Source organism: Streptomyces sp. NPDC048370 (genome assembly GCF_043200825.1).
Classification (GTDB): domain Bacteria; phylum Actinomycetota; class Actinomycetes; order Streptomycetales; family Streptomycetaceae; genus Streptomyces.
Genome location: NZ_JBICYI010000022.1, coordinates 31,296 through 44,005 on the forward strand (window position 1 = coordinate 31,296; position 12,710 = coordinate 44,005).

At 72.7% G+C, this 12,710-nt stretch carries 12 protein-coding genes; 5 read left to right on the top strand and 7 right to left on the bottom strand.

Annotated elements, in window-relative coordinates; all coding sequences use genetic code 11:
• Positions 1–145: 145 nt before the first annotated feature.
• Entirely contained in the window at positions 146–1,687 is a 1,542-nt protein-coding gene (locus ACGFYP_RS33030) for a FadD3 family acyl-CoA ligase (RefSeq protein ID WP_393501537.1), read from the bottom strand.
• Between the two features lie 108 nt (positions 1,688–1,795).
• On the opposite strand from ACGFYP_RS33030, the gene ACGFYP_RS33035 reads away from it, so the two are divergent.
• The 3 genes from ACGFYP_RS33035 to ACGFYP_RS33045 are packed head-to-tail and all read left to right on the top strand — an operon-like array spanning position 1,796 to position 4,160.
• A complete protein-coding gene (locus ACGFYP_RS33035; RefSeq protein ID WP_393501540.1) occupies positions 1,796–2,944 on the top strand; it encodes a lipid-transfer protein in 1,149 nt (382 codons plus the stop codon).
• Positions 2,945–2,961: 17 nt separating this feature from the next.
• Positions 2,962–3,387, top strand: coding sequence for a Zn-ribbon domain-containing OB-fold protein (locus tag ACGFYP_RS33040; RefSeq protein ID WP_393501542.1), 426 nt, complete (start codon positions 2,962–2,964; stop codon positions 3,385–3,387).
• Positions 3,384–4,160 (top strand): enoyl-CoA hydratase/isomerase family protein, encoded by a 777-nt coding sequence (locus tag ACGFYP_RS33045; RefSeq protein ID WP_393501544.1) that lies wholly within the window; start codon positions 3,384–3,386, stop codon positions 4,158–4,160. The genes ACGFYP_RS33040 and ACGFYP_RS33045 overlap by 4 nt, the downstream gene beginning before the upstream one ends.
• A 23-nt stretch (positions 4,161–4,183) precedes the next feature.
• On the opposite strand, the gene ACGFYP_RS33050 is transcribed toward ACGFYP_RS33045, so the two are convergent.
• Entirely contained in the window at positions 4,184–4,693 is a 510-nt protein-coding gene (locus ACGFYP_RS33050; protein WP_393501546.1) for a hypothetical protein, read from the bottom strand.
• Between the two features lie 74 nt (positions 4,694–4,767).
• On the bottom strand, positions 4,768–5,337 hold the full coding sequence (locus ACGFYP_RS33055) for a hypothetical protein (protein ID WP_393501548.1): 570 nt from the start codon (positions 5,335–5,337) through the stop codon (positions 4,768–4,770).
• Between the two features lie 106 nt (positions 5,338–5,443).
• Here ACGFYP_RS33055 and ACGFYP_RS33060 point away from each other — a divergent pair, with 106 nt between their 5' ends.
• Entirely contained in the window at positions 5,444–6,178 is a 735-nt protein-coding gene (locus ACGFYP_RS33060) for a hypothetical protein (RefSeq protein ID WP_393501550.1), read from the top strand.
• A gap of 220 nt (positions 6,179–6,398) precedes the next feature.
• Here ACGFYP_RS33060 and ACGFYP_RS33065 read toward each other — a convergent pair whose 3' ends face one another.
• Together ACGFYP_RS33065 and ACGFYP_RS33070 are read right to left on the bottom strand one after the other, a co-directional pair.
• Entirely contained in the window at positions 6,399–8,801 is a 2,403-nt protein-coding gene (locus tag ACGFYP_RS33065) for a PQQ-binding-like beta-propeller repeat protein (RefSeq protein ID WP_393501552.1), read from the bottom strand.
• A gap of 103 nt (positions 8,802–8,904) precedes the next feature.
• A complete protein-coding gene (locus ACGFYP_RS33070) occupies positions 8,905–9,819 on the bottom strand; it encodes a VOC family protein (RefSeq protein ID WP_393501554.1) in 915 nt (304 codons plus the stop codon).
• A 285-nt stretch (positions 9,820–10,104) separates the two neighbouring features.
• On the opposite strand from ACGFYP_RS33070, the gene ACGFYP_RS33075 reads away from it, so the two are divergent.
• Positions 10,105–10,752, top strand: a complete 648-nt coding sequence (locus ACGFYP_RS33075) for a TetR family transcriptional regulator (RefSeq protein WP_361964548.1) — start codon at positions 10,105–10,107, stop codon at positions 10,750–10,752.
• Between the two features lie 234 nt (positions 10,753–10,986).
• Here the strand turns inward: ACGFYP_RS33075 and ACGFYP_RS33080 are convergent, their stop codons facing one another.
• Positions 10,987–11,457, bottom strand: a complete 471-nt coding sequence (locus ACGFYP_RS33080; RefSeq protein WP_361964550.1) for a nitroreductase family deazaflavin-dependent oxidoreductase — start codon at positions 11,455–11,457, stop codon at positions 10,987–10,989.
• The gene (locus ACGFYP_RS33085; RefSeq protein ID WP_393501557.1) at positions 11,457–12,635 is read right to left on the bottom strand and encodes an acyl-CoA dehydrogenase family protein; all 1,179 of its coding nucleotides are present in this window, start codon (positions 12,633–12,635) and stop codon (positions 11,457–11,459) included. The genes ACGFYP_RS33080 and ACGFYP_RS33085 overlap by 1 nt, the downstream gene beginning before the upstream one ends.
• Positions 12,636–12,710: the final 75 nt, after the last annotated feature.

The following is a 12,710-nucleotide window of genomic DNA, read 5'->3' on the forward strand; positions in this document are numbered from 1 at the left end:
CAAGCGGTGCTCAAGGCGGTACGTGCTCAAGCGGTGTTCGAGGCCGTCTCTCCGGCCCCGCCGCCGCCCGTCGTGCTCGTTCGGCTGACGCCTGCCCATATGACGTGTACTCGACCGGTGTTGGTTGCACCTCGGGCCTCCGCCCTCACCGCCCCCGCAGCACCCCCTTCACCACCTTCCCGCTCGCGTTCCGCGGGAGCTCCCCGACGAACTCGACCTCCCTGGGGACCTTGTAGTTCGCCATCTCGCGGCGCGCCCACGCGATCAGGTCGTCCGAGGTGACCGTCGCTCCCGGACGGCGGACCGCGAACGCCTTGCCGACCTCGCCGAGCCGCGCGTCCTGGACGCCGATGACCGCGACGTCGGCGATGTCCGGGTGCAGGCCGAGGAGTTGCTCGATCTCCGCCGGATAGGCGTTGAAGCCGCCCACGATGAACATGTCCTTGATCCGGTCCGTGATCCGCAGGTTGCCCGCCCCGTCCAGAACCCCCACGTCGCCCGTGTGCAGCCAGCCGTCCGCGTCGACGGCCTCCGCCGTGGCCGCGTCGTCCTCGAAGTAGCCGCTCATGACGTTGTGGCCGCGCACCAGGACCTCGCCCGCGGGCGAGAGGCGGACCTCGGTGTCCGGGATCGGGCGGCCGGAGGTCGTCGCGACGACGTCGGCCGGGTCGCCCCTGCGGCACATGGTCACGATGCCGCTCGCCTCGGACAGTCCGTACGCCGTGAGGACCGTGCCCACGCCCAGCTCGCCCCGCAGCCGCTCGACGAGCCGCAGCGGCACGACCGCCGCGCCGGTCACCACGAGCCGCAGGGCGGAGAGGTCGTACGCGGCGCGGGACGGGTGGTCGAGCAGCGACTGGTGCAGCGTCGGCGGGCCCGGCAGCACGGAGATCCGTTCCGCCGCGATGTTGGCGAGGACGGTGTCCACGTTGAAGACCGGCTGGGGGATCATCACCGCGCCCCGCATCAGGCAGGCGATGATCCCGGCCTTGTAGCCGAAGGTGTGGAAGAAGGGGTTCACGATCAGATAGCGGTCGCCCTCGCGCAGGCCCGCGAGCTCCGACCAGACGGCGTAGCAGCGCAGGGTCTGGGCGTGCGTGATCACCGCGCCCTTCGGCGCTCCCGTCGTCCCCGAGGTGTAGATGATGTCCGAGGGCGCGGAGGAGTCCACGGAGTCCGCCCGCGCGCGGACCGCCGCGCCCGTCACCCCGTCGCCCTCCGCCAGGAAGGACTTCCAGGTCACGTAGTCGTCCGGGGCGCTCTCCCCGAGCACCACCACCCGTTCAAGATCCGGGAGTTCGACCTCCGCGCGGCGCAGGGAGGCGACGTACGAGGTGCCGAGGAAGGTGCCCGTGATGAAGAGCAGCTTCGCGCGGGACTTCGAGAGGACGTACGCCGCCTCCGCGCCCTTGAAGCGGGTGTTCAGCGGGACGAGCACCGCGCCCGCCGTCACCGCGCCGAGGGCCGAGACGATCCAGTCCAGGGTGTTCGGCGCCCAGATCGCGACCCGGTCGCCCGGTTCCACGCCCGCCGCCATGCAGGCGGCGGCGGCGCGTTCGACGCGCTCGCCCAACTCCTCGTAGCTGACGCGGGTACGGCCCTCGACGACCGCCTCCGCCGGCCCGTACCGCTCGGCCGCCGAGCGCACAAGGCCCGCTATGGAGCCCCATTCCAGGTCACCGCGCATTACCGCCCCTCCCGCCGCACCCGTAGCTGACTATCCGTCAGATTAGCTGTACCCTGACGCGCTGTCAGCAGCCGCAGCAGCTGCGGCTGCAGCTCGCGATCGGGGAGGTTGCCCGTGCTCAAGGACGCCACGGCCATCGTCGGCATCGGTCAGACACCCTTCGCCAAACAACTCCCCGAATCGGAGAAGACCCTCGCCTGCCGGGCCATCCTCGCCGCCCTCGACGACGCGGGGATAGCCCCCTCCGAGGTCGACGGCTTCGCCTCGTACACGATGGAGGAGACCGACGAGGTCGAGGTCGCCAAGGCCATCGGCGCCGGTGACGTCACCTTCTTCTCCAAGATCGGGTACGGCGGAGGCGGCTCCTGCGCCACCGTCGGCCACCTCGCCGCCGCCGTCGCCACCGGGCAGGCGAGCGTCGGCGTCGCCTGGCGGTCCCGCAAGCGCGGCAGCGGCCCCCGGCCCTGGAAGAACACCGCCGTCCAACTGCCCACCCCCGGCCAGTGGACCCGCCCCTTCGGACTGCTGCGCCCCACCGACGAGATCGGCATGCTCGCCCGGCGCTACATGCACGAGTACGGCGCCACCCGCGATCACCTCTTCAACGTCGCCCTCGCCTGCCGCAACCGCGCCAACCAGAACCCCGCCGCGATCATGTACGACCGTCCGCTGACCCGCGAGATGTACATGACCGCCCGCTGGATCAGCGAACCGCTCTGCCTCTTCGACAACTGCCTGGAGACCGACGGCGCGCTGGCGTGTGTGATCGTGAGCGCCGAGCGTGCCCGCGACTGCCGGCAGAAGCCCGTGTACGTCCACTCCGCCGCCCAGGGCCTGCCCGCCCAGCACCACGGCATGGTCAACTACTGGAACGACGACCCGCTCACCGGCCCCGCCTGGACCGCCGCCCGACACCTGTGGAAACAGGCCGACTTCGGCCCCCAGGACGTCGACGTCGCCCAGATCTACGACGCGTTCACCCCGCTCATCCCGCTCTCCCTGGAGGGGTACGGCTTCTGCGGGCGCGGCGAGGGCGCCGCGTTCACCGAGGGCGGCGCCCTGGAGATCGGCGGCCGGCTGCCGATCAACACCGGAGGCGGCGGACTCAGCGAGGCGTACGTCCACGGCTTCAACCTCATCAACGAGGGCGTGAAGCAGCTCCGGGGCAGCTCCACCGCCCAGGTCCCCGACGCCGCCACCTGCCTGGTCACCGCGGGCGAGGGCGTCCCCACATCGGCCGTTCTGCTTCGATCCTGAGGAGTTGAGAGCCCACCATGCTGACACCTGTCGTGGACGAGGACGGCGCGCCCTTCTGGGAGTATGCCGCCCGCGGCGAACTCCGGGTCCAGGGCTGCGCCGACTGCGGCGAACTGCGCTTCCCGCCCCGGCCCTGCTGCCCGCACTGCCAGTCCTTCGCCGCCGAGTGGCGGCTGATGTCGGGGCGCGGCCGGATCTGGTCGTACGTCCTGCCCCACCCGCCGCTCCTGCCCGACTACGCCGCCCAGGCCCCGTACAACGCCGTCGTCGTCGAACTCGCCGAGGCGCCCCGCATCCGGCTCGTCGGCAACGTCGTCGCCACCCCGGACGCGGCGCTCGACTCCGTCGACCCGGCGCGGCTGCGGATCGGGGCGGGCGTGAAGGTGGCGTTCACCGAGATCGACGGCATGGCCGTGCCGCGCTGGATCCTGGAGCGCGGATGACCGTCACCGTCGCACGCGACAAGGAGACCGGCGTCGCCGTCGTCACCCTCGACCGGGCCGCCAAGCACAACGCCCTCACCCTGGAGATGGCCCGCCAACTCTCGGATGCCTGGCGGGAGTTCCGCCACGACGACACCGTACGCGCGGTCGTCGTCACCGGCGCGGGTCGGCGGGCCTTCTGCACCGGCATCGACCGCGCGGCCGCCACGGGCATCCCGCAGCCCTCGTCCCCGTACACGATCGACGATCCGCTGATCGCGATCGGCCCCAAGGCCAACGACCTGTGGAAACCGGTCGTCGCCGCCGTGGAGGGCATGGCGTGCGGCGGCGCGTTCTACCTTCTCGGTGAGGCGGAGTTCCTCGTCGCGGGCGAGGGCGCGACCTTCTTCGACCCGCACACCACCTACGGGATGGTCAGCGCCTTCGAGACCGTCCACATGGCGCAGAAGATGCCGTTCGGGGAAGTCGCCCGGATGGCGCTGATGGGAAGCGCCGAACGGATCTCGGCCCGCCGGGCGTACGAGACCGGGCTCGTCTCCGAGCTGACGGAGGACGGCGGCGCGCTGGCCGCCGCCCGCCGCGCCGCCGCCGTCGTGGCGTCCTACCCGACCGAGGCCGTACAGGGCACGGTCCGGGCGCTCTGGTCGGCCAAGGAGGCCGCCCGCGCCCAGGCCCTGGCCCACGCCCCCCACCTGGTCACGCTCGGAAACCTGCCGCCGGAGCGGCAGGCCGAGCTGTTCACGAGGCGAGCGGACGGCTTCCGGTTGCGCTAGGGACAGGCCCTGGAGGCCCCGGGTCAGCCGATGGTGCGGTCCGCGTCGACGACGACGCACTGGGTGTACTCGGAACCGTTGCCGGTGCCGGTGTACGGGGTCGTCGCCTCGGCCGACTTCGAGGCACCGGCCTCGACGCGCACGTCCTCGGCCTTCGCGAGGGCGAGGGTGGCGCTCGGGTCGCCCTTGAACTGCAGGGAGACGTCGTAGAGGTACGCCGAGGAGTCACTGTTGGTGATCGTCACCTTGGCGACCAGGTTCTTGCCGTCGTCACTGATCTTGCATTCGTCGATGCGGACGTCGCGCTGGGCCTTGTCCCTGGACGAGCCGCCGACGCCACCGGTGGTCACGCCACCGCTGCTGGAGCTGGAGCCGCTGTCGGAGCCGCCGGAACCGGAGCTGGAGCTGTTGCTGTCGGAGCTGGACGAGCTGCTGCCACCGCCGCAGCTGGCGCCGTTGGAGCCGCGGGCTCCCGTGAGCGCGACCAGAGCGATACCGAAGACGGCGACGGCGCGGACATGACGAAGCTTCACGCTTCAACCCCCGTTGAATGTGCATGGTGCGAATGAGCGGAATGGATGGCTCGTTTTGACGAGCGCACGTCACCCTACTGGACGCGGACCCCTGCGATCGCACACGTCTTGACCCGGTCGACCGTCTTCGGCGACTCCATCGCGAGCTCGAAGGTCTTCGTCTCGCCCGGCTCGACCGTCACGAGCTTCTCGGCCTCGTCGACGTCGACCCCACCGGAGCCCTCGAAGTCCACCTCGACCTTGAACGTCTCCGTGAACGTCTCACGCGAGGTGATCTTCAGGGTCGCCGTCGTGTCCGCCTTACGGGCCGGCTTGCCCTTCCGCTTCTTCTGCGCCGGCTTCACGCAGTCGACGACCACGACGTCCACCGTGGAGGTCGGGGAGGAGGTGACGCTCGGCGTGGCGGGGGCGGTGGTGTAGTCGCTGCCGCCGCTCGAACCTCCGAGGTCGTCGGCGTCGTAGTCGTTGTTCTTCTTCTTGGAGCTGGAGCAGCCACCGCCCTTGCCGCTGCTCTTGCTCTTGCTCTTGCCGCTGCCGCCCTTGCCGCCACTGCTGCTCGTCTGGAAGCCCGTCAGCGCGAGCACCACCACCGTGAGCGTCGCCGCGAGCCTGAGCCCCCTGCCGCGCGCCGTCCCCGTTGCCATTCCCCGCTCCTTCTGTCGTGTCCGCGCCACCCTAGCGCCGCGTGGCGGGCCCCAAGCACCCGGCGTAGCGTCAAGACCGAGAGCCGGACCGTAAGGAGGCCGATCGATGGTCCGCAACGTCATCGGCTCGGTCCTGGCCCTCGCCGGAGCGACGGCCGCCGTCTGGAGCCCCTTCCGTGCCTGGTACGACGGCCGTCACGGCAGCGACTACCGCATCGAGGACCTGTTCGGGGGCATCACCGACGCCAAGGCGGAGGTGATCGGCTCGATCCTGCTCCCGTTCGCCTTCGCGGCCCTCGTCACCCTGCTCGGCGTGGTGCTGCGCTCCCGGCTGCTCGTCGCCTTCGCCGGCCTGGTCGTGCTCGGCTTCACCATCCTGTGGATGGTCCGCGTCGGACAGGCGGAGGGCAGCCTGACGGTCGGCGGGGACGGTACGGGGCTCGGCATCGGCGTCGCGAACGCCTTCGGCGGCGGGCTCCTGCTCCTCCTCGGCGCCCTCGTCATGTCGGGCCGTACCCGCGCGCGCACCGTGCCCCTCGAACCGGAGCCGACGTACCCCACACGGCCCACGTACCCCACGTTGGACGGCGCCGACGGCCCCACCCGCACGATGGACATCCCCGCCTGGGACGGCGATCGGGACAGGACCCAGGTGCAGGACCGGCCGGGGACACAGGACCCGGACCGCGACAGGACCCAGGCCCAGGACTGGGACCGGGGCCAGGACTGGAACCGGGGCCAGGACTGGGACCAGGGGCAGGACTGGGACCAGGGGCAGGACTGGAACCAGGGCCAGGGCCAGGGACCGGCCCCCGACCAGGGCCGGAACGACCGCGCCTAGGGCCTTTCGTTTGGATCAGGCCGGATCAGGGAGCGGGGTCTGGTGCCGTGGATCGCAAGGCGGAGGAGGGAGTCAACGCGGAGCGTTGGCGACCGACGACAACGCGGCGAGGCGCGGCACCAGGGCCCGCGAGCCCGGCATGATCCAAACGAAAGGCCCTAAGGCCTCCAGAGGCCGCCACCGGTGCTGGTGACCGGCACCGTCCCGTTCACCCGCCGCGTCACGCCCTCGGCGCCGCGCCCCGACCCGTCGCCGTGCCCTTCACCGCGTCCAGCGCGTACACGCACCGGTCCTTGCTGCACGCGTACACGACCCCGCCCCGCGCCACCGGCGAGCCGGTGATCTCGCCGCCGGTCGCGAGCTTCCAGCGCAGCTGGCCGCCCGTCGCGTCCAGCGTGTAGAGGACGTGGTCGGCCGAGCCGAAGTGCACGCGCCCGTCGGCCACCACCGGCGTGCCGATCAGCTCGCCGCCCGCCGCGAACCGCCACTTCGGCGTGCCCGTGACCGCGTCGAGCGTGTACAGCGCACTGCCGCTGCCCACGTGGACGTTGCCGTCGACGACGAGCACCGGCTCGATCGACTGGCGGGACTCGGTCGCGATCCGCCAGCGGTCCTGACCCGTGGTCGCGTCGAGGGCGTACACCGTGCCGAGGTAGTCGGCGAGGTAGACCCCGCCGCCCGTGACCGCGGGTCCGGGCGCGAAGGCGGGCGGGGAGAGGAAGACGGCCGGCGCCTCGAAGTGCCAGCGGACGTGCCCGCCGGTGATGTCGATCGACAGCACGCGCGTCCCGGCCGCGACGTACACGCAGCCGTCCTCCGCCGGAGCCACCCGCACGGGCACGTTGCCGCACGAGGCGGCGTCGCCGACCGGGTACGACCAGCGCTCCACACCCGTACGGGCGTCGAGCGCCTGGAGCCGGGCGTCACGCCACACGTACACGGTGTCGCCGTGGACGGCGGGCCCCGCCTCCGGGGTCTCGAAGTCGCTCTGGGCGCCGGTGATCTCCCACAGCTTGGCGCCGTTGGAGGCCTCCCAGCCCTGGACCCCGCCGCCCCGGGTGCCGGTGACGACCGTGCCCCTGTCCACCTTGAGGGAGTACACCCAGGCGTCCGTCTGGAGCCGCCAGCGCTCGCTGCCGTCGGTGGCGTCGAGGGCGTAGAGCGTGGGCCCGTCGGAGGCGTGGATACGGCCCTGGGCCACCGCCATCGACCAGGCGACGTCCCTCGTCTTGAACTGGCGGCGGCCGCTGGCCACGTCGAGCGCGTGCACCTCGAAGGAGGTGACGTAGAGCAGGTCGCCCGCGACGACCGGGGTGCCCCAGACGTCGTTGGACATCCGGAAGCGCCAGGGCCGCCAGTGCGCGGGCTCCGGCGCGGCCTCGGGCGCCGGCGGCGGTACGGACAGGGGGCGGGCGCCCGGCAGGGGGCCGGGCTCGGGGGTGTTCGCGCCGCCGGGCGGGCGGATCCAGCCGGTGGCGGTGCCCGCGTCGACGACCGGGCCGAGCGCGGCGCGGGTGTCGGCGACGCGGAGGCCGGGGCCGATCGGGACGGCGGCGCCTGCCAGGCGTACGGGACCGCCCACCTCGGCGGGCGCTGCGTGCCGGCCGCCACCATGGCCGCCGCCGTGGCCGCCACCGCCGTGGCCGGGACGCCCGTCGGCGCTCCACTCCGGCTGCCGGGGCGGCCGCGGGGGCGTGGGCGGGGTGACCGGGGGCGGCGGGGCGATCGGGCGGCCGCCGCGGCGGGTCTCGATCATCTCGACGGCGGACCGCGGCAGCCAGGCCGACGCCGTACCGCTGTCGTCGCTGCCCGGGCCGAAGAGATGGGGCGCCAGCTGGGCCTGGAGGTCGGCCGGGGTGGGGCGGCGCGAGACGTCCATCTGCATACAGGACTCGATGAGGGGCCGCAGCTCGTCCGGCAGCCCCTCCAGGTCCGGGCCCTCGCGGAGCAGCATGAAGACGGTCTCGACGGGGTTGGCGCCGTGGAACGGAGCGTGTCCGGTGGCGGCGAACACCAGCATGGAGCCCAGCGAGAAGACGTCGCTCGCACCGGTGACACTGCGCGAGTCACGGGCCTGCTCGGGCGACATGTACGCGGGCGTGCCGACGGCGACGTTGGTCATGGTCAGCCGGGTGTTGGAGACCCCGGAGGCGATGCCGAAGTCGATCACCCGGGGGCCGTCCTCGACGACGAGGACGTTGGACGGCTTCAGGTCGCGGTGGACCAGGCCCGCACCGTGGATGGACTGCAGGGCCTCGGCGACGCCCGCGGCCAGCCAGCGGACGGCCTGGGCCGGCAGCGGCCCGCACTCGTTCACTATCTCTTCGAGGGAGGGCGCGGGGACGTACGCGGTGGCCAGCCACGGCACGGCGGCGCGCGGGTCGGCGTCGACGACGGCGGCCGTGTAGAAGCCGGAGACGGCCCGGGCGGCCTCGACCTCACGGGTGAAGCGGACACGGAACAGCTGGTCCTCGGCGAGCTCGGTCCGCACGGTCTTGATCGCCACGCGCCGCCCGGAGGCCGAGCGCGCGAGATAGACGAGACCCATGCCACCTGCGCCGAGCCGGCCCAGCACCTCGAAGGGCCCGATCCGTCTCGGGTCGTGCTGCGTCAGCTGCTCCACTTGCCTGCCACCTCCCCGTACGGGCCATGAGGGTACGGCCCCGTGGCCCTGATTCTTCCTGTCCGAGGCGACGGTTGCGAACCCGGGGGCGGATCGGGGTGTCTCAGTTCATATCGCCGGAGGGGGCGGCGGGCTTTTCTGACGATTCGACCGGTTCGGCGGAGTCGGAGGCGGGGCCGTCGGCGGGTTCCGTGGCGGGGCCGGAGGCGCGGTCGGCGGCGGGGCTTGTGGCGGCGGGCTCGTCCGGGGGTTCCGCGAGGATCGCGAAGCGGGCGCCCTGGTTGTCGTGGAGGACGGCGATCCGGCCGTACGGGGTGTCGAAGGGCGGGTTCGTGACGCGGCCGCCGAGGGCGACGGCCGTCTCGCAGGTCGCGTCGCAGTCGGCGACCGCGAAGTAGACGAGGACGTGGCCGGGCATCGCGGCAGGGAAGGCGTCGGTGAGCACGGCCCGGCCGCCGAAGGCGGTGTCGTCGCCGGCGCGCGAGCCGGGCGGGGACCAGACGCGGTAGTCGAAGTCGCTCTCCCTGCCCTCCTCGCCCGGTTCCACCTGGCGGCCGAGGTAGCCGAAGACGGAGGCGTAGAAGGTGTCGACCGCGTCACGTTCCCTCGTATAGACCTCCATCCAGCAGAAGGAGCCGGGGAGCATCGTCTTCTCGAAGCCGGCGTCGTCGCCCGCCTGGCGCAGGCCGAAGACGGCGCCGCCGGGGTCGGCGGCGAGCGCGAGGACGCCGAAGGGCCCCACGGGATACGGCTCCATGATCATCTGGCCGCCGGCGGCCTTGATCCGGGCGGCGAGCGTGCCCGCGTTCTCGGTGGCGAGGTAGACGGTCCAGGTGGTGGGCATCCGGCCGTCCCGCTTCGGTACGAGTCCGGCGACGCGCTTTCCGCCGCTGAGGGCCTCGTCGCGGTCGGGGTCGAAGGTCCAGCCGAAGAGCTCGCGGTAGAACCGCTTCCCCGCTTCCAGGTCGGGGAGCTGCGCCTCCACCCAGCAGGGGGTGCCCTCTGTGAATACCGCCATGGCTCCACGCTAGGTCGGGGGATGCCCCGGCGCACGCCCCATAATCGAACATACCGCCATATAGGGAGGCGGCCGCCCCGGGGTCCACAGAGTTGTCCACCGAAGTTGTCCACAGGCTGTTAATAAGCCTTTTCGAGTGGGAAGACCCCCGGGGCTCTCCGGAACGCCGGCCCGGAAGCCGCCCCCGGCCGCCCTGGGGCCACCCGGGTGTCGCCCCGGGAGGGGGTGCACCCCATTTGCAGTCGGCCGAATCGCGCGCCGATCACCCCTCGGTAAGCTGACGGCATGACAGGACAAGTACGCACCGTCGACGGCCGCGTGGCCGGACGACGCGGTCAGGCGACGCGGCAGAAGCTGCTCGACTGCCTCAGCGAGATGCTCAGCTCCTCGCCGTACCGGGACGTCAAGGTCATCGACGTGGCCCGGAAGGCGGGCACTTCCCCCGCGACGTTCTACCAGTACTTCCCCGACGTCGAGGGTGCCGTCCTCGAGATCGCGGAGGAAATGGCAAAGGAGGGCGCCGCGTTGACCGACCTGGTCTCCGGCCGCTCCTGGGTCGGCAAGGCCGGCTGGCAGACCTCCGAGGAACTGGTCGAGGGCTTCCTGGACTTCTGGCGCAGGCACGACGCGATCCTGCGGGTCGTCGACCTCGGCGCCGCCGAGGGCGACAAGCGGTTCTACAAGATCCGCATGAAGATCCTGAACTCCGTCACCAACTCCCTTACGGACGCGGTGAAGGACCTCCAGGCCAAGGGCAAGGTCGACAAGGACGTCAGCCCCGCGGCGATGGCGGGATCCCTGGTGGCGATGCTGGCCTCGGTGGCCGGTCACCAGAAGGGGTTCCAGACCTGGGGCGTGAAGCAGGCCGAACTGAAGCCGAACCTGGCGCTGTTGGTGCACCTGGGGATCACGGGCAAGAAGCCGACGAAGTAGCCCACCCGGCTGCCCGGCCGCTCACTCGGCTGCCCACCCGGCCGCCGACCGGCTGCCGACCGGCCGCCCACCCGCATCTCCGGCGCCTCCTACCCGCGCCTCCACCCCGCTTCGTCCGTCCTGTCGCGCCGGCGGCGGCCCTCTTCGCGAGACCGCCGTCGGCGTTCCCATGTCCGACGCCCCTACGGGTCCGCCCACCGCACAGCGCGGCCCGGCGTCACCGCCGCGCCGGCGTCACCGCCGCGTCAGCCGGAACAGCCTGATCTCCCGCTCCACCCGCGCCTGGTACGTCGCGTACGGCGGCCAGAACCCGAGCGCCGCCTGCCAGGCGGCGGCCCGTGCCTCCCCCGCGAGCAGCTCCGCCCGCACCGGGATCGTCTCGCCGCGCCAACTCACCTCCACGTCCGGGTGCTTCAGCAGGTTCCCGGTCCACGCCGGGTGCCCGTCCCGCCCGAAGTTGGAGCCGATCAGCAGCCAGGTCCCGCCCGGCTCCGGCATGCACGCGAGCGGCGTCACCCGCGGCTGCCCGGACCTTGCGCCCTTCGCCGTCAGGATCAGCCCCGGCAGCATCTGGGCGCTGAGCATCACCTTGCCGCGCGTCAGCCGGTGCACGGCCCGGTCCATGGCCGGGATGAAGTGCGGGGCCACCTTCGCGAACGTCCTCGTGGACGACACCTTCTGCATCAGACGTACGCCGACGGGCATCAGGCCGCCACCTCTCCGAACAGTCCTGTCACCTGGGCGGCCCGCTCGCGCAGCCGCCGCGCGGGCCCGAAGAGCAGCTCGTCCGCCGTCGCCCGTTTGAAGTACAGATGCGCCTCGTGCTCCCAGGTGAAGCCGATGCCGCCGTGCAGCTGGATCGTCTCGCCCGCCGCCGTCCGCAGCGCCTCCAGGGCGGCGGCGAGGGCGAGCGCGCCCGCCCCGACGCCGTCGCCGGTGTCCCGGGCCGCGCCGTACGTCAGCGAGCGGGCCGCCTCCACCTGGACGTACAGGTCGGCGACCCGGTGCTTGACCGCCTGGAAGGAGCCGATCGGGCGCCCGAACTGTTCGCGGGAGCCGACGTACTCGACCGTGCGGTCCAGGGCGGCCTGGGCCGCGCCGACCGCCTCGGCCGCGAGCGCCACGGCCGCCGTCCGCCCGGTCGCGGCGAGCGCCCCGAGCACGTCGACCGGCTCCTCGCCGAGCAACTCGGCTTCCACGTCCCGTAGCTGGATCGAGGCCTGGGAGCGGGTCGCGTCCAGGGTCGACTGCCGTACGCGGACGAGTCCGGCGGCCTCCCCCCGTACGAGGAAGAGCAGGGTCCGGCTCCGTGCGAAGCCTCCGGCGTGGGCGGCGACCAGGAGCAGCCCGGCGCTGTGCCCGTCGAGGACCTGGGTCACCTCCCCGTACAGCTGCCACCCGTCGCCCGCGGCCCGCGCCTGTACGCCGCCGGCCCGTCCGCCGCCCGCGGCCCAGGAGCCGTTGTCGCCCGTCAGGCCGAGGGCGAGGGCGAGCGAGGCCCCGGGCACGGCGAGCGCGCAGGTCAGGGAGCCGTCGGCGATGCGCGGCAGCAGGTCGGCGCGCTGCGGTTCCGTGCCGAGGGCGCGGATCACGGGGGCGGCGAGGAGGGCGGTGGCGAGGAGCGGCGAGGGGGCGAGGGCCCGGCCGGTCTCCTCGCAGGCGAGGGCGAGTTCGGCGGGGCCGCAGCCGACCCCTCCGTACTCCTCGGGCAGGGCGAGCCCGGGCAGTCCGAGGGTGCCGGACATCCGGTTCCACAGGTCGGTGTCGTACCCCTCGGGGGTGGCGACGGCGGCGCGGACCTCGGCGGGCCCGGAGCGTTTGGCGAGCAGTTCGCGCAGGGTGCGGCGGATCTCGTCCTGCTCCGCGGTGAAGGCGGCGTCCATGGGGCTCCCCTCCGTATCTGACGGCCCGTCATGTTAGGGCGGACGGGCCCAGAAACCCAGAGCTGGAGCACCCGG